The organism is Lysobacter sp. CC-YZS074 (assembly GCF_056739745.1).
The window spans coordinates 1,617,335-1,638,857 of the sequence record NZ_CP200301.1; the positions used below are offsets into that span (position 1 = coordinate 1,617,335).

The window sequence follows — 21,523 nt, forward strand, 5'->3', positions numbered from 1 at the left end:
GTCGCGACCTCGGAGGACCGGCCGAAGATGGCGAGCGTCGAGAGGCTGGTGTTGTCGACGCCGCCTTTGCCGCTGGCACCGCGATGACACGCAAGAGCGCCGCGATTCGGCCGCATGCCCGATGTGGAATCGCGGTGGATGCGGCGGCGAAGCGGCAGCCACCGATGTACAGGTCGCGACTTACGTCGCTCCTACAACGTCCGGTGGCGAACGGCGGGCCCGCTTATCCGGAGCTGATCGGCAGCCGGATGTCGGTCAGTTTCCACCGCAGCCCCTCGCGCGTCAGCACGAAGGTGATGGGGGCGCCGTCGTCGTCATGAACAGTGGCGGTGAAGCGCGACAATGACTCGAAGCCGTAATCCGGTTCGCGCAGCGGGTCCGCCGGTGCGGTGTGTGCGTAGGTGTTGTCGCCGATGCCGCCACCGCTGGCGCGGTGCCAGATCGAGCGTCCCTGCAGCAGGGCACCGATGCCGGCCGGGGTCACCATCGTGTCCACCACGCCGCCGGCCACGCCACTGGCGATCCTTACCGCGATCGCGCCGAACAGGCTGGCCTGCGCGTCCGCACCGGCGCGGCGCACCACGTAATCATCGACCTGAGCCTTCAGGTTGGACCGCAACACCGGGAAGTCCACGTGCCTGGCCAGTGCGGCGGTGTCCTGCGCCTCCACCGCATGGCGGATGCCGTTGTAGGCCAGGAACGGCCCGGCGACGACGTAGCCGAGCAACAGAACCGCGGCGAGGACGGGCAGGGCGAGCCACTTCTTCATTTCAGAACTCCAGATCCAGCGCGGCGCACAGGTAATCGACGAACGGCGCCAGCGCCGCAAGGTCGGTCCGCAGCGTGGACAGCAGGCGGGATCCGGTCACCAGGTCGTCGTCCAGGGACCGCAGGAGAACGAAGTTCTTGCGCCGCAGGTCCCCGGCGAATTCGAACTCCGGGGGAAATCCGCGTGGCATGCGCACCAGCATTTCGCGGTCATCCAGGGCGAACCGGCGCCGGAGCCGCGGGGCGTGCGCGGCGGCTTTCCAGCTGGCCGGATTGTCGAGGATGAACTGGCGCACCCGGCGCACGGTGTCGGATGCGGGATGCCACAGGCCTGCGCCCACGAAGCAGCCCTCGGGGCGCAGATGGAAGTGGAACGACGGCGCCTCCACCTGGCGGCTGCGCTCATGGAAGATCTTCGCGCCCTGCCAGGTCTTGTAGGGCGACTTGTCGTTGGCAAAGCGGGTGTCGCGGTTGATCCGGAACATCGAGCCGCCCGCCGGCCGCGGATCGGCACGGTAGTTCAGGCTGAGCTCGGCGACGACGGGTTGCAGGTCGACAAGCAGGCGCTGGTACGGGGCGCGGATGTGGGTCTCGTATTCGCCCTTGTGCGCATGGAACCATTGGCGGTTGTTGTCGCGGGCGAGCGCGCGCAGAAACCGGAAGCTGGCGTCGCTGAAGTAGCTGGGCATGGGGCTATCGTAGCCCCGGGCGGGCGTACGGCGGATGAGCGGCCCCGGGAAATGGGGGCTTTTGTAGGAGCGGCTTCAGCCGCGATCGTGGAGCCGGCACGAACGACCGGCTTCGGATCGCGGCTGAAGCCGCTCCTACAAGAGCCCGTCTACCGTGGAGCGAGGCGAGAGCACCGTATCCGCTTCTTCAGACCAGACTTCGCTCGATCTCGTCGCGCCATGCCTGGATCCCGTCCAGCAGCGCCAGACGCGCGGGATCGGCCGCGTGCGCGGCGCGCAACTCGAGCAGTTCGGCGTCGAAGCGGGTAAAGCCGTACTCGGCGCCCTTGCCTTCGCGGAGACGCTGGCGGCGGTAGTCGTTCCAGCGCGCACGTTCGCTCGGCGACAGGCTGTCCGGCCAGTTGCGTGCGCGGTAGCGGAACAGCAGCTCGTGCAGGCGCGGGTCGCGGAAACCGAACGCGGCGGTGGCCAGCGCGTCCGGCGGCGTGCTGCGGACCTGGGCGAGCAGGCGCTTGTCACCTTCGGCGAGGAAGCCGTCGTACAGGCTGGCGTCGGGGTCGGACGGCGCGCGTTCGCGTTCGCCGGCGAACACCTGGCGGACCTTTTCCGCCAGCGCGGGACCGGCGGCGCGCAGGCGCGAGGCGCGTGCCTCGGCGTCGAACGGGTCGATGCCTAGGCGCGCGAAGTCGTCGGGCCGCAGGTGGTTCCAGGCCGACAACGCCGGGCTGCGGTTGAGGTGGACCTCTTTCAGCGCGATGCGCTCCACGCCTTCGGGCAGGTCCGCACTGCGGACATACAGGCGCGCGGCGATGTCCGCGGCGTCGAGCTCGATCAGCGGGCCCGGGTCCTGCCCCAGGTCGAACACGATCACCCGGCTGTCGATGTGCGGGTGGCGCGCGAGCGGCAGCACCGGCGCCGCGCACAGCCGCGCGGCGGGGAACCGCTGGGATACATGCAGCACCGGCGCCATCGCGACGGTGTCCAGCAGGCCGGCGGCGAAGCGCTTGTCACGCAGCCGCAGCGCGTAGTCCCACAGGCGCGGTTGCGCGGCCCTGAGTCTGCGGGCCAGGCCGATCAGCGCGCGCACATCCGACAGCGCCTCGTGCGCGTCCCCCTCGCGGACCTGGTTGGCGTCGGCCAGATGCTCGAGCTTGAACGACGTCGCGCCGTCCTCGCGCCTGGGCCACACCAGTCCCTCCGGGCGCAGCGCGTGGGCGAAGCGGAACACGTCGAGCAGGTCCCAGCGCGAATTGCCGCCGCGCCATTCGCGCTCGTAGGCGTCGAAGAAATTGCGGAACAGGCCATGGCGCACGAACTCGTCGTCGAAGCGCAGCGAGTTGTAGCCCAGGCTGCAGGTCTCCGGCCGCGACATCTCCTCGCAGATCAGCGCGAAGGCATCCGCCTCGGCCATGCCCTCGCGCAGGGCGTGTTGCGGCGTGATCCCGGTGATCAGGGTCGCGGTGGGCGAGGGGAGCAGGTCGTCGGCCGGACGGACGAAAATGCTGATCGGCTCCTCGATCTGGTTCAGCTCCGCATCGGTGCGGATGGCGGCGAACTGGGCGACCCGGCTGCTGCGCGGGTCGGCGCCGAAGGTCTCGAGGTCGTAGAAGAGGAAGCTGGCGGACATAGGATCGTGTCTGGACGTTCGTTGTCCCTGCAGGAGCGGCTTCAGCCGCGATCGTGGAGTCGGCACGGCGGACGGCGGCCGGATCGCGGCTGAAGCCGCTCCTACAAGAGCGTGCGGATTCGTGACCCTGGCTTGGCCGCGGAACCGTCAGCCACCTGTCGGGCCCGCCGGCAATGGCGCCAGCTTCGCCCGGACGGCGGCGTCCACCTTGTCCCAGTCCAGCGTGTCGAGGCTCGCGTGCCCACGGGTCAGCTCCACCAACAACTCGCGCTGCATGTTGCCGCGCACGAGGGCGATCGCGTAGGGGAGGTGGCGGAAGGTCACCATGGCGTAGCGCGGGACGAAGCGCTCCGGGTGGCGATCGGCCAGCCGCTGCTCCAGCGCACGCTGCAGCAGGTAATCGTCGTCGTCCACCCGGTCGCGCATCTCCAGGTAGTTCTCCAGCGCCATGTGCTGGATGGCGCGCGCGTTGGGCAGGCGCTCGGCCTGGTAGGCTGCGAACGCCTGCGCACGGTCGCTGTTGCGGTCGAGGTGTCTGGCCAGTGCGACGCAGTCCTCGAACGCGCAGTTCATGCCCTGTCCGTGGAACGGAACCATCGCGTGCGCGGCGTCGCCGAGCAGGACGGCGCGCTCGTCCAGGTGCCAGCGATCGAGATAGAGCGTGCCGAGCACGCCGGTGGGGTTCTGCTCGAAATCCTGCTCGAGCCGCGGGATCAGCGCCGACGCGTCGCCGAACTCGCGGTCGAACAGCGCGCGTGCATCGGCACCGGTGCGCACTATGTCGAAACCGGGCACGCCGGCCTCGGGGTCGGCCCGGTTCGGCAGGAACAGGGTGACGGTGAAGGTCTGCTCGTCGTTGGGCAGGGCGATGCACATGTAGCGGCCGCGCGGCCAGATGTGCAGCGCGTTGGGCTCGATCAGGAAGCTGCCGTCGGCCGCCGGGGGGATCTCCAGTTCCTTGTAGGAGTGGTCGAGGAAATCGGTGCGCTCGCCGAGGTTGGCCGCTGCGGCCATCGCCTGGCGCAGCTGCGAGCCCGCGCCGTCCGCGCCGACGAGGGTGCGGAAGGGGATGTCCCGCACCTCGCCGGCGCGAGTGTCGAAACGGGCGGTACGGGATTCGAAATCGACGCTGTGCAGGCCGAGGTCGAAATGCAGCCGTGCCCCGGCCCGCTCGGCGATGTCGAGCAGGATCCGGTTGAGCTCGCCGCGGTGCACCGACCAGATCACCTCGCTGTCGTCGCGTCCGTAGCGCTGCAGGTCGGTGCGGCCGTCGGCGAAGTGCACCATGCGCCCGCGCATCATCACCGCCTGTTCCATCACCGCCTCGTCCGCGTCGGCCTGGCGCAGCGCGTTGCGGCCGCGTTCGGCGAGGGCGAGGTTGATCGAGCGCCCCCGTTCCAGCTCGCGCTGGCGCGGGTCGTCGCGTTTTTCGTACACGTCGACTCGCCAGCCGCGGCGCGCGAGCAGGGTGGCGAGCAGGGCACCGGCCAGTCCGGCGCCGATGACGGTGAGGTGCTTGTCGCTGTCTGGTTTCAACGTGCCGGCCTCTTCGTCGGGTGATGCAGGGGGTCAGCTTGCGGGGGAGCCGCGCCAGGTTTCGACGGCCTCGGCGAACCGGAACACGTCTTCGAAGGTGTTGTAAAGCGGCGCCGGCGAGATGCGTATCACGTCCGGTTCGCGCCAGTCGCCAAGCACGCCGTGGGCGGCGAGGTGGTCGAACAGTGCACGCCCCTGTTCGCGTCCACCGCGTACGCGGATCGACAGCTGGCAACCCCGCTGGGCCGGATCACGCGGCGTCACGACGTCAAGGACGTCGCCGAGCCGGTTGTTGATCAGGGCTTCGAGGTAGCCGGTCAGGCGCAGGGACTTCTGCCGCAGGGCCGGCATGCCGACGCGGTCGAACAGGTCCAGCGCCGCGCGCAGCGGGGCCAGGCCAAGAATGGGTGGATTGCTCAATTGCCAGCCGTCGGCGCCGGGCGTGGGGACGAACTCCGGGCCCATCCTGAACCGGCTGGCGGCCTCGTGGCCCCACCAGCCGGCGAACCGTGGCACCGCCGCGTCGGCATGGCGGTCGTGGACGAAGCAGCCGGCCACGGCGCCGGGGCCGCTGTTGAGGTACTTGTAGTGGCACCAGACGGCGAAATCCGGGCCGTCGTCGTGCAGCGACAGTTCGAGGTTGCCGACCGCGTGCGCGAGGTCCACGCCGCAACGCGCGCCCTGCGCATGTGCGAGGCGGGTGAGCCGGCCCAGGTCGAACGCCTGCCCGGTGCGGTACTGCACGCCCGGCCACAGCACGAGTGCCAGCCGCTTGCCGTGCTCCGTGATCGCCTGTTCGATCGCCTCCATCGAGAACAGTCCGCCGGGCTGGTCGGGCTGCAGTTCGATCAGGTCGGCGTGCGGGTCGAACCCGTGGAAGGCGATCTGCGAGGCGACCGCGTAGCGGTCCGAAGGGAAAGCACCGGCCTCGATCAGGATCGCGGGCCGCTCGGCCGTGGGCCGGTAGAAGCTCACCATCATCAGGTGCAGGTTGGCGGTGAGCGAGTTCATCGCCACCACCTCCACCGGCTTCGCGCCGACCAGCCGGGCCAGTGGCTCGCGCATCAGCTCGTGGTAGCTCATCCACTGCGAATGGCCGCGGAAGTGGCCTTCCACTGCTTCCATCGACCACTTGTCGAGCACGTCTTCGACCTGGGCGCGGGCGCCGCGCGGCTGCAGGCCGAGCGAGTTGCCGACGAAGTAGGCCTGCTCGTCGCCGTCATGATGGGGCACGTGGAACTCCCCGCGCAGGGTCGGCAGCGGGTCGGTGGCGTCGAGGTGGCGGGCGTGGGAGAGCGAGAAAAGGTCGGGCATGCGTCGTCGGCTGTGGTCGGTAGGGAGGGTGGGGCGGGGCGGGGGGGGCGTCAGGCGAACCGCGACTGCGGCAGGCCGAGCCATTCCAGCGCGGTGCCGTGGTACAGGCGCGCCTCGTCGCCGGGCGGCAGCGAAAGTGCGTCGATGCCGGCGCCGGGCGCCTGCTCGCCGAGCGGGAACGGGTAGTCGGTGCCGAGCATCACCCGGTCGACGCCGCAGGTGTCGAGCAGGTAGCGCAGCGCCGCGCGGTCGGCGACCCAGGAGTCGAAATAGAGCTGGCGGAGGTACTCGCGCGGGTTGCGCGGGTTGTCGGTGGCGACCAGGTCGGGGCGCATGTTGAAGCCGTGTTCGATGCGCCCGATGGTGTAGGGGAACGAGCCGCCGCCGTGGGCGAGGCAGATCTTCAGCTTCGGCAGCCGCTCGAGCACGCCGCCAAAGACCAGGCTGCAGGCCGCGCGCGACTGCTCGGCCGGCATGCCGACCAGCCACGGCAGCCAGTACTTGGGCATGGTGTCGGTGCCCATCATGTCCCACGGGTGCACCAGGATCGCCGCTCCCAGCTCGCTTGCGGCCTGGAAGAAGTCGAACAGCTCGGGCGCGTCGAGGTTCCAGTTGCCGCCGTCGGCGAGACCGACATGGCTGCCGATCTGCACGCCCTGCAGGCCGAGCTGGTCCATGCAGCGCTCCAGCTCCTGGGTGGCCAGCCGCGGCGACTGCAACGGCACCGTGCCGATGCCGGCGTAGTGGCGGGGGAAATCGCGGCAGGTCTGCGCCATGTGGTCGTTGAGCGCCTGGTGCAGTTCCAGCGCGTGGTGCGGCCGGGCCCAGTAGCAGAACATCACCGGCACCGTGCTCAGCACCTGCACCTGCACGCCGTAGCGCGCGTAGTCGTCGATCCGCTCCTGCGGGTCCCAGGTCTTGGACCAGATCTCGCGGAAGAACTTGCCGTCCTTGTAGATGCGGTGCCGGCCGTCCTCGGTGTGGTGGATCACCGGGAACCGGTTGTCGCCGTACTTGCGCGCCAGGTCGGGCCAGTCACGCGGCAGGTAGTGGGCGTGGGTGTCGATCTTGAGCATGCGGCCTCAGGTGTCCGGCATCACGTACTTGTCGGGCGCGGGATTCAGGTGCTGGCAGTGGCTGCAGGTACGGTGCTCGCGTGAGGCGTAGAAGCGGTCGAACACCGGCGGGAAGTCCTGCTCGATGTCGTGCAGGTGGAAGTACTCCTCGTACAGCGGGTGGTTGCAGCGCTCGCAGAACCACATCAACCCGTCCTTTTCGTGCGGCAGGCGCCGCCGCTCGATCACCAGGCCGACCGAGCCCGCCATTCGCTGGGGCGAGTGCGGCACCCGCGGCGGCAACAGGAAGGTTTCGCCGGCGCGGATCGGGATGTCGCGGACCCGCCCGTCCTCCTGGATGCGGAGCACCATTTCGCCCTCGAGCTGGTGGAACCATTCGGGGCCTTCATCGAAGTGGTAGTCGGTGCGCACGTTGGGCCCACCGACCACCATCACGATGAAGTCGCCGTCGAACACCACCTTGTTGCCGACGGGCGGCTTGAGCAGGTGGCGGTGTTCCTCGATCCACGCCTGCAGGTTGATCGGGTCGGGCAGCATCGGTCAGTCCTCCAGCACGGCCACGCACTTGAGCTCGATGGCGATCGGGGTCGGCAGCGCGCTGATGCCGAGCGTGGTGCGGCAGGGCGCGCTGTCGATGTCCGGGAAATACTCCGCCCAGACCGCGTTGTAGCGCGCGAAGTCGGCGGCCATGTCGGTCAGGTAGACGGTGACGTCGACCAGGTCAGCCCATCGCGCGCCGGTGGCTTCCAGCACCGTCCGTACGTTGGCGAACACGGCGCGGGTCTGCGCGTCGATGTCGTAGCTGATCAACCGTCCGTCGGCATCGTGGACGTTGCCGACGATGGCGTTGCTGTCCGGGTCGCGCGGGCCGATGCCCGACAGGAACAGCAGGTTGCCGACCCGGCGCGCGTGCGGGTACGCGCCCACCGGCCGGGGAGCATGGGCCGCGCGGATCACCCCGGCCATCTCAGCGGTCCTCGTTGTCGGCCCGGATGCGGGCGAGGGCGTCCGTGTACTTGCCGGGCAGGCGCTCGGCGGCGTTCACGTCGATGCCGAGGTCGTGCACGCGTCCGTCGCGCAGGGTGTAGACCCAGCCGTGCACGGCCAGCGGCTGCTCACGCGCCCAGGCGTCGCGGACGATCGTGGTGTGGCAGACATTGACCACCTGCTCGAGGACATTGAGTTCGCACAGGCGGTCATGCCGCAGCTCGTCATCGCCGAACCCGTCGAGGGTGTCGCGGTGCTTCTCGGCCACGTCCGACACGTGGCGGACCCAGTTGTCCGACAGGCCGAGCCGGCGGCCGTGCAACGCCGCGTGCACGCCGCCGCAGCCGTAGTGGCCGACCACCAGGATGTGCTTGACCTTGAGCACGTCGACGGCGAACTGGATCACCGACAGGCAGTTCAGGTCGGTGTGCACCACCACGTTGGCGATGTTGCGGTGGACGAAGACCTCGCCCGGCGCCACGTCGATGATCTGGTTGGCCGGCACGCGCGAGTCCGAGCAGCCGATCCACAGGTACTCCGGTGCCTGCTGGCGCGACAGTCGCTCGAAGAAGGTCGGGTCCTCGGCGCTGATCCGGTCGGCCCATTCGCGGTTGTGTTGCAGCAGCTGTGACAGTGATGGCATCGAATATCAGTCCAGGTGGAGCCCGACGTTGCGGGCATCGGTGAAGAATCTCATCGCCTCGAAACCGCCTTCCCGGCCGAGGCCGGACGCGCCGGTGCCGCCGAACGGCGTGCGCAGGTCGCGTTGGAGCCAGGTGTTGATCCAGACCATGCCGGCGCGCAGGTCCCGCGCCATGCGGTGGGCGCGGTTGAGATCGCGGGTCCAGACCGAAGCCGACAAACCGTAGTCGCCGGCATTGGCCAGCGCGAGCGCCTCCTCGTCGGTGTCGAACGCCTGCAGGGTGACCACCGGTCCGAAGATCTCTTCGCGGTTGCTCGCGCAGTCCGGACCGAGGCCTTCGATCACCGTCGGGGCCACGAACCAGCCGGGGCGGTCGAGCGCGCGGCCGCCGCACAGCACGGTGCCGCCTTCGGCCCGCGCGCGGTCCAGGGCGGCCACCACCTTGTCGAAATGCGCCTGCGAGACCAGCGGGCCGAGCTGGTTGTCCTCGTCGACGGGATCGCCCACGCGCAGGGTCATCGCACGTTCGACCAGCGCGTCGCGGAACTCCACGTGGATGCTGCGCTCGACCAGCACCCGCGAGCCGCACAGGCAGATCTGCCCCGAGTTCTGGAACGCCGAGCGGACCAGGGTGTCGAGATGGTCGCGCCAGTCGCTGTCGGCGAACACCAGGGTCGGGTTTTTGCCGCCGAGCTCGAGCGAGACCTTCTTCAGCATCGGCGCGGCCAGGCCTGCAATCCTGCGGCCCACCGCGGTGCTGCCGGTGAACGACACCGCTTTGACCGCGGGATGCGTCACCAGGGGCTCGCCGACGTCGGGCCCGCGGCCGTGGACGATGTTCAGCACGCCGGCGGGGAAGCCGATGTCGGCCGCGAGTTCGGCCAGCATGGTCGCGGTGACGGGGGTGACCTCCGACGGCTTGGCAACGACGGTGTTGCCCGCGGCCAGCGCCGGCGCGATCTTCCAGGTCAGCAGGTACAGCGGCAGGTTCCACGGCGAAATGGTGGCCACCACGCCCAGCGGCTGGCGCAGGGTGTAGTTGAGGCCGGCCTCGCCGTGGTGGGACTCGCTGGCGAACTGGGTGGCCGCGTGGGCGAAGAAGCGCAGGTTGCTGACCGCCCGTGGGATTTCGACCTCGCGCGCGAGGCGCGCCGGCTTGCCGCCATCGCGGGATTCGGCCTGGGCGAACTGCTCCAGGCGGGATTCGAGTGCGTCGGCGAGTTTCTCCAGCCAGCGCGCGCGCTGGCTGTTGGGAAGCGCGGACCAGCGGGGGAACGCGGCGCCGGCGGCGCGCACGGCCGCCTCGACCTCGTCCGTGCCGCCCGCAGCGACTTCGGCGAAAGCCCGTCCGGTCGCCGGATCGAACACCTCCAGCCAGCGGCCGCTGGCTGCCTCGTGTTGCTTGCCGTCGATCCAATGGGTCAGGCGCATCGGGCAAGCTTAACGCGCGGGTCCGGATTCGTCCTTTACGCCGACGCCTTAAACCCTATGGCCGCGCCATTCATCCCAGTGACTATGCTGACCGCCGTGATCGACCAACCGCCCGATGCCGCCACCGTCCGGCCCGACGCTGCCGCTGCCGATGCAGAGGGCGAGCGCGCGCTGGTGGCCGCGGCGGGCAGGGGCGATGTCGCTGCGTTCGAGGCGCTGTACCGGCACCACGTGGGGCGCGTGCATGGCGTCATCGTGCGACTGGTCGGGGGCGCGGGCGTCCGCGCGGACGACCTGACGCAGGAGGCGTTCGTCCGGGCCTGGCAGGCGCTGCCGGCGTTCCGGTTCGAAGCGGCCTTCTCGACCTGGTTGCACCGGCTGGCGGTCAATACCGCGCTCATGGAGCTGCGCCGCCGCCGCAGTCGCCCGCAGGACGATGGCGACGATGCGGCGCTGGACTTTCTGGGCGCCGCGGATTCGGCGGGACATGCCACCGCGCTGTCGATGGATCTGGAGCGCGCCGTGGGCAGCCTGCCGCCACGCGCCCGCGCCGTGCTGGTGCTGTACGACGTCGAAGGCTGGAAACACGAGGAAATCGCCGCCGAACTCGGCATGGCGGTAGGCAGTTCGAAGGCACAGTTGCACCGCGCGCGCGGCCTGCTACGCGCGCGCCTGGGAGGATGGGAATAAGAGGATGGGAATGAATACGAACGAAGCACCCGATGGGCTCGACGACGCGCTGCGCTGGCAGCTGCGTGGCCTGCGCCGGGACACGGCGCCGCAAAGCGACCTGTGGCCGGGCATCGAGGCCAGGCTTGCGCCACAGCGTCCCGTCCGCCGGCGACCGGCGATGGTGCCGCTGGCGATGGCGGCGAGTCTTCTGCTGGTGGCCGGTGTCACCGGCTGGTGGTGGCAGGCGGGACCAAACCCGCCGCCCGCCGGAGACGCACCCAGCCTGGTCCAGCGCGAGGCCGCCGGCATGACGCGCCAGTACGATGCCGCACTGGTCGAGCTTGGCGCCGGCCAGCCCGCATCGCCCGCCGGCGGCGACCCGGTGCTGCAGTCAGCGCTGGACGAACTGGATCGCAGCGCGAGCCAGATCCTGGCCGCGCTCGACCGCGACCCCGACTCCCGCCTGCTGCTGCAGCAGTTGCGGCGCACCTACACCCAACGGATCGCGCTCGCGCAGCGCGCCGCCCTCAGTTAACGGAGAACCGCCATGACCACCTCGACCTTCCGCAGCGCCCTCACCGGCGTCGCCACCGCCTCGTTCCTGCTGGCCAGTGCCGGCGTCCACGCGCAGAGCGCGATCAACCAGACCCACGCCCTTGATCCCGAAGGCCGGGTGGAGATCGACAACGTCAAGGGCCGGATCCAGGTGGAGGCGTGGGACCGTCCCGAGGTCCGCATCACCGGCACGCTCGGCAAGGGCGTCGAGAAGCTGGAGGTGGAGGGCGACCGCCGCCACCTGAGCATCGAGGTCAAATACCCCAACCGCGGCGGTTTCGGCCTGTTCTCCAGCGACAACACCGGCCCGACCGACCTGCAGGTGATGGTGCCGATCCGCGCCGAACTCGAGATCGATTCGGTGGCCGCCAGTGTGGACGTGAAGGGCGTCGCCCCGCGCGAGGTGTCGATCGACAGCGTCAGCGGCGACGTGGTGCTGGTCGGTGCGCCGGCCCAGCTCTCGATCGACAGCGTCAGTGGCGACGTGCGTGCCACCACCAACAGCCGGAACGTCGACGTGGCGAGCGTCAGCGGCGACATCCACCTGAGCGGGCGGCTGGAAGGCGAGGTCGGGGTGGAAACGGTGTCGGGCAACGCCGATGTGGGCGTACACGAGTCCAGCGTGCGATCGCTGTCGGGTTCGTCGGTATCGGGCGACCTGCGGATCCGCACCGCCCTGGTCTCGGGCGGCGACATTTCACTGGAAACCGTGAGTGGGGACGTCGACCTGCGCCTGCCCGCCAACTTGTCGGCCGAGGTGCGCGGCGAGAGCTTCAGCGGCGACCTCGAAGCGCCGGGCGCGCGGATCGAGCGGCCCGAGCACGGCCCGGGTTCCAGCTTCCAGCACCGCTATGGCAGCGGCGACGGCGAGATTTCGATCGAGACCTTCTCCGGCGACGCGCGCCTGCAGCTCGATTGACCCGGACAAGGGCGGCCGGCTCAGAGCGAACGGGTGCGGCCGCCGTCCACCGGGAGGTTGACGCCGGTGATGTAGGCGGCGGCCGGTGAACACAGGAAGGCGATCGCGCTGGCGGTCTCCTCCGGCCGGGCGAAGCGGCCCATCGGGATCTCGGCGACCATTGCGGCGAACACGTCGTCCCGGCTGCGGCCGCTCTTCGCAGCGTTGGCCTCGATGATCTGCTCGATCCGCGGCGTCTCGGTCGAACCGGGCAGCACGTTGTTGACGGTGATGCCGCGCGGGGCGAGTTCGGTCGCCAGGGTCTTGGCCCAGCTGGCGACCGCCCAGCGGGTGGTGTTGGACACGCCGAGGCCGCGCAGCGGCTCCTTCACCGAGGTCGAGATCACGTTCACGATGCGGCCGTAGCCGTCGCGTTCCATCCCGGGTATCACCGCTTCGGCGAGCACGTGGTTGGCCAGCAGGTGCTGCCGGTAGGCCGCCTCGAACGCGGCCGGTTCGGCACCGCGGACCGTGCCCGGAGCCGGGCCGCCGCTGTTGTTGACCAGGATGTGGACCGGACGGCCGGCTGCCAGCGCCTCGGCCCGGGCGCGCAGGCGGTCGGTGTCGCCGGCGTCGGCGGCGATCCATCCGTGTACCTGCCCCGCGCGTGGTGTCGGCAGCCCCGCGGCGAGTTCGCGCAGCAGCGGCTCGCGGCGGGCGAGCAGGGTGACGTCGGCGCCCAGTTCGGCCAGTGCGCGCGCGGTGGCCAGACCGATGCCCTGGCTGGCGCCGCAGACGAGCGCGTGTCTTCCGTTGAGGTTCAAATCCAAGGCGGGTCTCCTGTCGGGCCTGCCGGATGCGACCGGCGGGTCAATGGCGGATCGGCAACTTCTGCATCATGCGCGCGGGCAGCTCTTCATCGCTGCCGGTGGGAGGCACCAGCTCGGCCAGCGCGAAGCCCCGTGCGGCCGCGTCGTCCTCGTCCATGCCGTCGATGGCGTTGAACTCGGCGTCCATCAGTGCGGCGCGGGCGCTGTCCTCGCTGTCGTAGGCGAGGGTGTTGCCGTCACTGTCGAACACCTCGGCCGTGCCGGCTTCGCGGACCCGCAGGCGTGCCCAGACCACGGTCCGGCCGATCGTCGCCAGCCACCACTCGTCGTGTCGGGAATCGGTCGTCATGCCAGCACCAGCGAAAGGAGGTAGAGGACGCCCGCGCCGGTCAGCCCGGCGATGATCGTCCACAGCGACAGCCGCGCCGGCGTGGCCAGGCCGTCGAGGTTGCGGTCGCGGACGGCGCGGTAGCCGCCGCGCAGCAGCCACGCCCAGGCCGATGGCCGCGCGAACGCGTTGCTGCCCAGTTCGGCCTGCAGGACGGGGTGGCGGTCGCGCACGTGCACCAGCATCAACGGCCAGAAAATCACGAACGCGGTCGCGCCGGCGATGGCAAGCGCTAGGGAGAGCAGGGCGAAGAACAGGATCAAGACAGGGGCCTCATCAACGGCAATCCATCAGAACTCGGCCGTGCCCGGCGCGCGCGGGTAGGGGATCGCGTCGCGGATGTTGGACAGGCCGCAGACGTAGACCACCAGCCGTTCGAAGCCCAGGCCGAAGCCGGAATGCGGCACCGAGCCGTAGCGGCGGAAGTCGCGGTACCACTGGTAGTGCTCCGGGTCGAGCCCGAATTGCGCCATGCGTGCGTCGAGCACATCCAGCCGTTCCTCGCGCTGCGAACCGCCGATGATCTCGCCGATCCCCGGCGCCAGCACGTCCATCGCCGCGACGGTCTTGCCGTCGTCGTTCAGGCGCATGTAGAACGCCTTGATGTGTTCGGGGTAGTTGCTGACCACCACCGGGCGGCCGACGTGCTGCTCGGTCAGCCAGCGCTCGTGCTCGGTCTGCAGGTCCAGGCCCCATTCGACCGGGAAATCGAACTTCTGGCCGGACGCCTGCAACAGCCTGATCGCATCGGTGTAGTCGATCTGCTCGAAGGGAGCGTTGATGAACGCCTCCAGCCGCGTCACCGCGTCCTTCTGCACCCGCTCGGCGATGAACGCCATGTCGTCGCCACGTTCCTCCAGCACCGCGCGGAACAGGTACTTGAGGAAGTCCTCGGCGACCCGCGCGTTCTCTTTCAGATCGGCAAAGGCGATTTCCGGCTCCACCATCCAGAACTCGGCCAGGTGGCGGGTGGTGTTGGAGTTCTCGGCGCGGAAGGTCGGGCCGAAGGTGTAAACCTTGCTGAGTGCCAGGCAGTAGGCCTCGACGTTGAGCTGGCCGGACACGGTCAGGAAGGTTTCCTTGCCGAAGAAGTCGCGGCTGAAGTCGACCTCGCCCTTCGCGTTGCGCGGCAGGTTGGCCATGTCGAGGGTCGAGACCCGGAACATCTGCCCGGCGCCCTCGGCGTCGGAGGTGGTCACGATCGGTGTGCTGATCCAGTAGTAGCCGTGCTCGTGGAAGAACCGGTGCACCGCCTTGGCCAGGCAGTCGCGGATGCGGGTGACCGCGCCGAACAGGTTGGTGCGCGGACGCAGGTGGGCGACCTCCCGCAGGAACTCCAGCGAATGCGCCTTGGGCTGGATCGGGTAGGTCTCCGGGTCGTCGACCCAGCCGACCACCTCGATGCGGCTGGCCTGGATCTCGAATCCCTGGCCCTGGCCCTGCGACTCGACCAGCTCGCCGGTGGCGATCACCGAGCAGCCGGCGGTGAGGTGCTTCACCTCGGCGTCGTAGTTGGGCAGGGAGGCCGGCGCCACGACCTGGATCGGGGCGAAGCAGGAGCCGTCGCTGACGTTGACGAAGCTCAGGCCGGCCTTGGAGTCGCGCCGGGTGCGCACCCAGCCGCGGACCGTGACTTCGCCGCCGACCGGCAGCTTGCCGGCGAGCGCGTGCTGCACGCTTGTGGTCGTCATGGGCTGCCCACCGTCATGCCTTGAATCCTTGCCTGTTCGGGCCGATATGGAGAAGCGCGGAGTTTACCGGAGCGGTTCACCCCGCGCCGCCTATAATCACCGCAGCAACTGGAGTGTTTCATGGCCGTAAGTCTGACCCCCGCCGCGCTTGCCCGCGTCCAGCGCTATCTCGCCGAGACCCCCGATGCGATCGGCCTGCGGTTCGGCGTGACCCGGACCGGCTGCTCGGGCTGGCAGCACACCGCCGACCTGGCGAAGGACGAGCGCGCCGGCGACACCGTGTTCGAGCAGGACGGCGTGCGCATCTACGTCGACGCGCTGAGCCTGCCGCAGGTCGACGGCACCACCATCGACCTGGTGAAGCAGCGCCTGGGCGAGCAGTTCCTGTTCCGCAACCCCAACGCTAGCGCCGAGTGCGGCTGCGGCGAGAGCTTCACCACCGACGCCGACGCGGCCTGAGCCCCGGGTGCCGCGCGGCTGGCGTGGCGTGAACCCGCCGGCCCACCTCGTCCACGCCGTCACGCGGCGGTAAGGCCTGGGTTTTTGTAGGAGCGGCTTCAGCCGCGATCCTGTGCCTGGCGCGGGCGGACGGTTCCACATCGCGGCTGAAGCCGCTCTTGCGGGGCAATTGCCCCGGCGCCGCCGGACCTGCGATAATTGCCGGCTTCCTCCGCTCAGCCGGAGGAACCTTGCCCCACCGCGCCCGCCGGATTGCCCGGACCGGTGGCGGGGGGCTGACCCGGCCGCAAGGCCGATATCCACAAGGAAAACACCATGCGTCATTACGAAGTCGTGTTCCTGGTCCACCCGGACCAGAGCGAGCAGGTGCCGGCCATGATCGAGCGCTACAAGGGCCTGATCGAGGGCGGCGAGGGCAAGATCCACCGTCTCGAGGACTGGGGGCGCCGCCAGCTGGCCTACCCGATCGAGAACCTGGTCAAGGCCCACTACGTGCTGTTCAACATCGAGTGCAACCAGGACGTGCTCAACGAGCTGGTCGACGGTTTCCGCTTCAACGACGCGGTGCTGCGCCACCTGGTCATGAAGCGCGACGCGGCCGACACCGAGCAGTCGCTGATCATGAAGTTCAAGGACGAGAAGGGCGACAAGCCCGAGCGTGGCGAGCGTCGCCGCCGTGACGACGACAACGACGGCGGCAAGTCCGACGCCGATTCGGACGACAAGTCCGACGACACCAACGAAGCCGCCTGACCGCGCCCTTTAGGAGCAGCATCGCCATGTCCAAGTTCTTCCGCCGCCGCAAGTTCTGCAAGTTCACCGCCGAGGGCGTCAAGGAGATCGACTACAAGGATCTCAACACCCTGCGCCAGTACCTGACCGAGACCGGCAAGATCGTCCCGAGCCGCGTCACCGGCACCAAGTCGAAGTACCAGCGCCAGCTGGCCACGGCGGTCAAGCGCGCGCGTTTCCTCGCGCTGATCCCGTACACCGACAACCACAACGCCTGATCGGCCTCCCGGTCATTCGGACAGCCAGTGTTGCGGGGCTCCGGCCCCGCTAACGAATACGGAGCAACACCATGCAACTGATCCTCCTGCAGAACGTGCAGAACCTCGGCAAGCTCGGCGACAAGGTCGACGTCAAGCCGGGTTACGGCCGCAACTTCCTGGTCCCGCAGGGCAAGGCCACGCCGGCGACCGAGGCCAACCTGGCCGAGTTCGAGGCACGCCGCGCCGAATACGAAGCCAAGGCCAAGGCCATGCACGACGAGGCCGAGGCCCGCCAGGCCAAGCTCGCCGACGTGTCGGTCACCATCCGCGCCAACGCCGCGACCGAAGGCAAGCTGTACGGCTCGATCACCAACCGCGACGTCGCCGAGGCGCTGACCAAGGCCGGTTACCCGGTCGAGAAGTCCGAGGTGATCATGGGCGAGGGCGCCATCCGCCGCACCGGCGAGTACGAGGTCGTCGTCCACCTGCACGCCGACATCGAGTCCACCGTCAAGGTGGTGGTCGAGGGCGAAGTGGTCTGAGTTCCATCGACCGCTGATGCACGCGAGGGGCGCCGAAAGGCGCCCTTTGTTTTTGCGCCGTCGCAGCGGCTGCGACCTGGCCGTGAGAAAACGCGGACGCCTTCCGCTGCGCGCTATCCACCCGATATCCACAGACTTATCTGCAACGCTGCGGCGCGTCCGGCCCTACGATGGACCGTCGGCCCGCGTGCGCCCTGCAGCGACGGCCCCAGCCAGGACACCGATACCCGATGAGCGCACGCCCCGGCTTCCGCGGTGAGTTCCGTGACTCCCGCTTCGAGACCCGCGCCGAGCAGCGGCTCGACCACCTGCGCGTGCCGCCGCAGTCGATCGAGGCCGAACAGGCGGTCCTCGGCGGCCTGATGCTCGCGCCGGAGGCCTACGACACCGTCGCCGACAGCCTGGCGGAGCGCGACTTCTACCGGCGCGACCACCAGCTGATCTTCCGCGCGATCCGCGAGCTGGCCGAGAAGAACAAGCCGTTCGACGCAGTCACCCTCGGCGAGTGGTTCGAGTCGCTCGGCGAGGCCGAGCAGGTCGCCGGCGGCGCGTACCTGATCGAGCTGGCCAGCACCACGCCGTCGGCGGCCAACATCAAGGCGTACGCCGAGATCGTCCGCGACAAGGCGGTCCTGCGCCAGCTGATCGAGGTCGGCACCAATATCGTCAACGACGGCTTCCAGCCGGACGGTCGCGAGAGCAGCGAGATCCTGTCGTCGGCCGAGCAGCAGGTGTTCGCGATCGCCGAGGCCGGTGCCAAGGGGCGCAGCGACTTCACCGCGATCAACACCGCGCTGTCGGAAGCCTTCGACGTGCTGCAGACGCGCTACGCCAGCGGCGGCAGCGTGACCGGCCTGCCGACCGGCTACACCGAGTTCGACGAGATGACCGCCGGCCTGCAGCCGACCGACCTGCTGATCCTGGCCGCGCGCCCGGCGATGGGCAAGACCACGCTGGCGCTCAACATCGCCGAGTACGCGGCGATCAAGAGCAAGAAGGCGGTCGCGGTGTTCTCGATGGAAATGTCGGCCAGCCAGCTGGCGCTGCGCCTGATCTCCTCCAACGGCCGGGTCAACGCGCAACGCCTGCGCAGCGGCCAGCTGGAGGACGAGGACTGGAGTCGCGTCACCAGCGCGATCCGGATGCTGAAGGAAGCCAAGATCTTCATCGACGACACCCCGGGCCTGTCGCCCGACGCCCTGCGGGCCAAGGCGCGCCGGCTCAAGCGCGAGCACGACCTCGGGCTGGTGGTGATCGACTACCTGCAGCTGATGGCGGTGCCCGGCAACAGCGAGAACCGCGCGACCGAGATCTCCGAGATCTCGCGCTCGCTCAAACACCTGGCCAAGGAGCTCAACGTGCCGGTGATCGCGCTGTCGCAGCTCAACCGCTCGCTGGAGCAGCGCGCCGACAAGCGTCCGGTGATGGCCGACCTGCGCGAGTCCGGCGCGATCGAGCAGGACGCCGACGTGATCGTCTTCATCTACCGCGACGACTACTACAACAAGGAAAACTCGCCCGACAAGGGGCTGGCCGAGGTCATCATCGGCAAGCAGCGTAACGGTCCGACCGGGTCGATCAAGCTGAAGTTCTTCGGCGAGTACACCCGCTTCGACAACCTCGCGCACGATTCGGTCGGCAGCTTCGAGTAACCACACGGGCAGGCGCGCATGGCAAGACCCACCACCGCCGTCATCGATACCGGTGCGTTGCGCCACAACCTGGCGCAGGTGCGTGCCCGTGCCCGCGGCAGCCGGGTCATGGCGGTGGTCAAGGCCGACGGTTACGGGCACGGCCTGGAACGGGTGGCGCGGGCGCTTGCCGGCGCCGACGCGTTCGGCGTCGCAGCCTTGTCGGATGCCGAGCGCCTGCGCGCCGCGGGGGTGTCGCAGCCGATCCTCCTGCTGTCGGGCTTCAACGAACCGGCCGACATCGATCGCCTGCGTTCCCTGCACGTCGACTCGGCAATCCACCACGAAAGCCAGCTGGAGATGCTCGAGCAGGCCGCGCCCGGCGAGCCGGTCGGTTGCTGGCTGAAGGTGGACACCGGCATGCACCGCCTCGGTTTCGCCCCGGAAGCCGCGCGCGCCGCCTACTCGCGCCTGGCCGCGCTACGGGGAGTGGTTGGCGATATCCGGCTGCTCAACCATTTCGCCAGTTCCGACGAGTTCGAGGACAGCGCCTCGCACGGCCTGCAGACGCGGGAGCAGATGCGCATCTTCAACGAGGTCGCCGCCGGACTGCCCTGCGAGCGCTCGATGGCCAACTCGGCCGCCATCCTCGGCTGGCCGGACGCGCATGCGGACTGGGTCCGCGCGGGCGGGGCGCTGTACGGCATGTCGGTGGTGGACGGGCGGACCGGCGCCGATTTCGGGTTGCGGCCGGCCATGACATTCGCCACCCGGCTGATCGCCATCAACCACATTCGCCAGGGCGAGCGGATCGGCTACTCCGCGACCTGGGAATGCCCGCAGGACATGCCGATCGGCGTGGCCGCGATCGGCTATGGAGACGGCTACCCGCGGGCGGCGCCGTCGGGCACGCCGGTGCTCGTCAACGGCCGACGCGCCCGGCTGGTCGGGCGCGTGTCGATGGACCTGGTCACCATCGATCTGCGTGGCGTCGACGGAGCGCGCGTCGGCGATCCGGTGACGCTGTGGGGGGATGAACTTCCGGTGGAGACCATCGCCCACGCCGCCGGCACGATCGGCTATGAGCTGACCTGCTCGATCACCCGGCGGGTGCGCTTCCTGGAACGCTGAGCGGCTTTTCGACCCACCCGTCCTGAAGCTGAACAGGCGACCGTCCCCGTCACCCGCCCCATACGTCGGCGTGTTTAGCTTGGCCCCGGTTAACGGCCACAGCCAAAGGGACACACATGAAGACTTCGACACGCTACACGCTTGCCGCCGCGGTCATGAGCGCGATGCTCGCCGGCTGCGCCACCACTGGCGGTGGCTACTACGGCCAGCAGGACCCGTACGGGCAGGGACCCGATCCGACCAACGACCGCACCAAGCGAGGGGCGCTGATCGGCGCCGCGGTCGGTGCGGTGGCCGGTCTGCTCAGCGGCGACGACGCCACCGAACGCCGCCAGCGCGCCCTGGTGGGCGCCGGCGTCGGTGGTCTGGCCGGCGGTGCCATCGGCAACTACCAGGACCGTCAGGAGCGCGCGTTGCGCGAGCGCATGGCCGGCACCGGCGTCGACGTGGTGCGGCAGGGCGACAACATCACCCTGAACATGCCGGACAACATCACCTTCGGGTTTGACAGCTCCGCGCTGCAGTCGCAGTTCTACCCGGTGCTCGACGACGTCGCCGCAACCCTGCGCGAATACAACCAGACCATCGTCGAGGTGGCCGGCCACACCGACAGCAAGGGCACCGATGCCTACAACCAGCAGCTCTCGGTGCGGCGCGCCGACGCGGTCGGCAATTACCTGATGTCCAAGGGCCTCATGCGCGATCGCTTCATCATCACCGGCGCGGGCGAAAGCCGGCCGATCGCCAGCAATGACACCGACGCGGGTCGTGCGCAGAACCGCCGGGTGGAGATCACCCTGGTGCCGATCCGCTCCTGATCCGCAGCGTTTGCGGAAGAGTGCAACGGGCCCCTCGCGGGCCCGTTTCTTTTGGCGTTGCTGCTGCGACGGATGCCGATGCCTTTGTAGGAGTGGCTTCAGCCGCGATTTGGTAGTTGTGCTGTGCCAACTCTCTGATCGGGGCTGAAGCCGCTCCTACAAGGCCCCGATAGCCGGCACACGGCTACTCCCGCATTCCACCGCCTCGAGTCCCGGATTTCCCGCGCTTGAGCCACCGGTCGCACAGATTGAGCAGCGTCAGCACCCCGAGCGTCAGCACCGTCGCGGTCGTCGCCAGCATGTAGTAGTGAAAGCCCGCGGCAATGCCGATCACCGCGACCATCAGCAGCGAGGCCGCCGTCGTGATGCCGGCCACCGTGTCGCCGTGACGGCGCCCGAAGATGGTGCCGGCGCCGATGAATGCGACGCCGGCGATCACCGCCTCGACGAGACGGAGCGGGTCGATCCTCAGGTGCGAAGGCATCGCGTTCAGCACGGCCGGGTCATCGAGGGCAAGCCGGCCGATACCGACCAGCAGCGACGCCGCGCCCGCGACCAGCATGTGGGTCCGGAAACCCGCCGGCCGGTCCTTCAGTTCCCGCTCCACGCCGACCAGGCCGCCAAGCACCATCGCGATCGCGGTCGCCCAGACCGCGTCCAGCTGTATCGTCCAATCCATGGCCACAGCTTCCATGGACGTGCGTAAATGCGTCGTCAGTGCGACGCCGGCGCACCCGATTCGGCGGGCGTTGTAGACGTCCCGTGAACGCATCATCACGTCGGATAGGATAATTTCGAAAAAATTTCACGCGGTTATCGCTTGATTGCTCAGGGGGAGCTAAGGC

Annotated in this window: 25 protein-coding genes; 10 read left to right on the forward strand and 15 right to left on the reverse strand. The window is 69.2% G+C overall.

Annotation, left to right across the window (positions count from 1 at the left end; translation table 11 throughout):
- Positions 1-223: 223 nt before the first annotated feature.
- From U8331_RS07265 to U8331_RS07310, 10 genes are all read right to left on the reverse strand, one after another.
- Positions 224-769, reverse strand: a complete 546-nt coding sequence (locus tag U8331_RS07265; RefSeq protein ID WP_481130405.1) for a DUF2939 domain-containing protein — start codon at positions 767-769, stop codon at positions 224-226.
- 1 nt (position 770) lies between these two features.
- A complete protein-coding gene (locus U8331_RS07270) occupies positions 771-1,457 on the reverse strand; it encodes a DUF2461 domain-containing protein (RefSeq protein ID WP_481130406.1) in 687 nt (228 codons plus the stop codon).
- A gap of 187 nt (positions 1,458-1,644) precedes the next feature.
- On the reverse strand, positions 1,645-3,084 hold the full coding sequence (gene sbcB, locus U8331_RS07275; protein ID WP_481130407.1) for an exodeoxyribonuclease I: 1,440 nt from the start codon (positions 3,082-3,084) through the stop codon (positions 1,645-1,647).
- A gap of 147 nt (positions 3,085-3,231) precedes the next feature.
- Complete coding sequence (locus tag U8331_RS07280) at positions 3,232-4,620, reverse strand: FAD-dependent oxidoreductase (RefSeq protein WP_481130408.1); 1,389 nt, start codon at positions 4,618-4,620, stop codon at positions 3,232-3,234.
- Between the two features lie 33 nt (positions 4,621-4,653).
- Positions 4,654-5,934 (reverse strand): kynureninase, encoded by a 1,281-nt coding sequence (gene kynU, locus U8331_RS07285; RefSeq protein ID WP_481130409.1) that lies wholly within the window; start codon positions 5,932-5,934, stop codon positions 4,654-4,656.
- Between the two features lie 50 nt (positions 5,935-5,984).
- Positions 5,985-7,010, reverse strand: coding sequence for an amidohydrolase family protein (locus tag U8331_RS07290; RefSeq protein WP_481130410.1), 1,026 nt, complete (start codon positions 7,008-7,010; stop codon positions 5,985-5,987).
- 6 nt (positions 7,011-7,016) lie between these two features.
- Positions 7,017-7,547 (reverse strand): 3-hydroxyanthranilate 3,4-dioxygenase, encoded by a 531-nt coding sequence (locus U8331_RS07295; RefSeq protein ID WP_481130411.1) that lies wholly within the window; start codon positions 7,545-7,547, stop codon positions 7,017-7,019.
- A 3-nt stretch (positions 7,548-7,550) separates the two neighbouring features.
- Positions 7,551-7,976 carry a RidA family protein gene (locus tag U8331_RS07300; protein ID WP_481130412.1) on the reverse strand — a complete coding sequence of 142 codons (426 nt, stop codon included), beginning with the start codon at positions 7,974-7,976 and terminating at the stop codon, positions 7,551-7,553.
- Between the two features lies 1 nt (position 7,977).
- Positions 7,978-8,640 (reverse strand): carbonate dehydratase, encoded by a 663-nt coding sequence (gene can / locus U8331_RS07305; RefSeq protein ID WP_481130413.1) that lies wholly within the window; start codon positions 8,638-8,640, stop codon positions 7,978-7,980.
- 6 nt (positions 8,641-8,646) lie between these two features.
- Positions 8,647-10,071: an aldehyde dehydrogenase gene (locus tag U8331_RS07310; RefSeq protein WP_481130414.1), complete on the reverse strand. Its 1,425-nt coding sequence runs from the start codon at positions 10,069-10,071 to the stop codon at positions 8,647-8,649.
- Between the two features lie 99 nt (positions 10,072-10,170).
- On the opposite strand from U8331_RS07310, the gene U8331_RS07315 reads away from it, so the two are divergent.
- The 3 genes from U8331_RS07315 to U8331_RS07325 are packed head-to-tail and all read left to right on the forward strand — an operon-like array spanning position 10,171 to position 12,217.
- Positions 10,171-10,761, forward strand: a complete 591-nt coding sequence (locus U8331_RS07315) for an RNA polymerase sigma factor (RefSeq protein ID WP_481132916.1) — start codon at positions 10,171-10,173, stop codon at positions 10,759-10,761.
- A 10-nt stretch (positions 10,762-10,771) separates the two neighbouring features.
- Entirely contained in the window at positions 10,772-11,278 is a 507-nt protein-coding gene (locus U8331_RS07320) for a hypothetical protein (protein ID WP_481130415.1), read from the forward strand.
- 12 nt (positions 11,279-11,290) lie between these two features.
- Positions 11,291-12,217 (forward strand): DUF4097 family beta strand repeat-containing protein, encoded by a 927-nt coding sequence (locus U8331_RS07325; RefSeq protein WP_481130416.1) that lies wholly within the window; start codon positions 11,291-11,293, stop codon positions 12,215-12,217.
- A 20-nt stretch (positions 12,218-12,237) separates the two neighbouring features.
- On the opposite strand, the gene U8331_RS07330 is transcribed toward U8331_RS07325, so the two are convergent.
- The 4 genes from U8331_RS07330 to asnS are packed head-to-tail and all read right to left on the reverse strand — an operon-like array spanning position 12,238 to position 15,105.
- Positions 12,238-13,026, reverse strand: coding sequence for an SDR family oxidoreductase (locus U8331_RS07330; RefSeq protein ID WP_481130417.1), 789 nt, complete (start codon positions 13,024-13,026; stop codon positions 12,238-12,240).
- A 40-nt stretch (positions 13,027-13,066) separates the two neighbouring features.
- Positions 13,067-13,375, reverse strand: coding sequence for a hypothetical protein (locus tag U8331_RS07335; RefSeq protein ID WP_481130418.1), 309 nt, complete (start codon positions 13,373-13,375; stop codon positions 13,067-13,069).
- Entirely contained in the window at positions 13,372-13,677 is a 306-nt protein-coding gene (locus tag U8331_RS07340; RefSeq protein ID WP_481130419.1) for a hypothetical protein, read from the reverse strand. The genes U8331_RS07335 and U8331_RS07340 overlap by 4 nt, the downstream gene beginning before the upstream one ends.
- Positions 13,678-13,704: 27 nt before the next feature.
- Positions 13,705-15,105 (reverse strand): asparagine--tRNA ligase, encoded by a 1,401-nt coding sequence (asnS, locus tag U8331_RS07345; protein WP_481130420.1) that lies wholly within the window; start codon positions 15,103-15,105, stop codon positions 13,705-13,707.
- A 120-nt stretch (positions 15,106-15,225) separates the two neighbouring features.
- On the opposite strand from asnS, the gene U8331_RS07350 reads away from it, so the two are divergent.
- The 7 genes from U8331_RS07350 to U8331_RS07380 all read left to right on the forward strand — a co-directional run bounded on the left by U8331_RS07350 (position 15,226) and on the right by U8331_RS07380 (position 20,678).
- Positions 15,226-15,564 (forward strand): HesB/IscA family protein, encoded by a 339-nt coding sequence (locus U8331_RS07350; RefSeq protein WP_481130421.1) that lies wholly within the window; start codon positions 15,226-15,228, stop codon positions 15,562-15,564.
- A gap of 315 nt (positions 15,565-15,879) precedes the next feature.
- Complete coding sequence (gene rpsF, locus U8331_RS07355) at positions 15,880-16,317, forward strand: 30S ribosomal protein S6 (protein ID WP_481130422.1); 438 nt, start codon at positions 15,880-15,882, stop codon at positions 16,315-16,317.
- A gap of 26 nt (positions 16,318-16,343) precedes the next feature.
- Positions 16,344-16,574 (forward strand): 30S ribosomal protein S18, encoded by a 231-nt coding sequence (rpsR, locus tag U8331_RS07360; protein WP_031372470.1) that lies wholly within the window; start codon positions 16,344-16,346, stop codon positions 16,572-16,574.
- A gap of 71 nt (positions 16,575-16,645) precedes the next feature.
- Entirely contained in the window at positions 16,646-17,098 is a 453-nt protein-coding gene (gene rplI, locus U8331_RS07365) for a 50S ribosomal protein L9 (RefSeq protein WP_481130423.1), read from the forward strand.
- A 230-nt stretch (positions 17,099-17,328) separates the two neighbouring features.
- The gene (locus U8331_RS07370) at positions 17,329-18,750 is read left to right on the forward strand and encodes a replicative DNA helicase (RefSeq protein ID WP_481130424.1); all 1,422 of its coding nucleotides are present in this window, start codon (positions 17,329-17,331) and stop codon (positions 18,748-18,750) included.
- Positions 18,751-18,768: 18 nt separating this feature from the next.
- Entirely contained in the window at positions 18,769-19,860 is a 1,092-nt protein-coding gene (alr, locus tag U8331_RS07375) for an alanine racemase (protein ID WP_481130425.1), read from the forward strand.
- A 116-nt stretch (positions 19,861-19,976) separates the two neighbouring features.
- Entirely contained in the window at positions 19,977-20,678 is a 702-nt protein-coding gene (locus U8331_RS07380) for a YiaD family glycine zipper/OmpA-like lipoprotein (RefSeq protein ID WP_481130426.1), read from the forward strand.
- A 184-nt stretch (positions 20,679-20,862) separates the two neighbouring features.
- Here U8331_RS07380 and U8331_RS07385 read toward each other — a convergent pair whose 3' ends face one another.
- Positions 20,863-21,450 carry an MgtC/SapB family protein gene (locus U8331_RS07385; protein WP_481130427.1) on the reverse strand — a complete coding sequence of 196 codons (588 nt, stop codon included), beginning with the start codon at positions 21,448-21,450 and terminating at the stop codon, positions 20,863-20,865.
- Positions 21,451-21,523 lie beyond the last annotated feature (73 nt).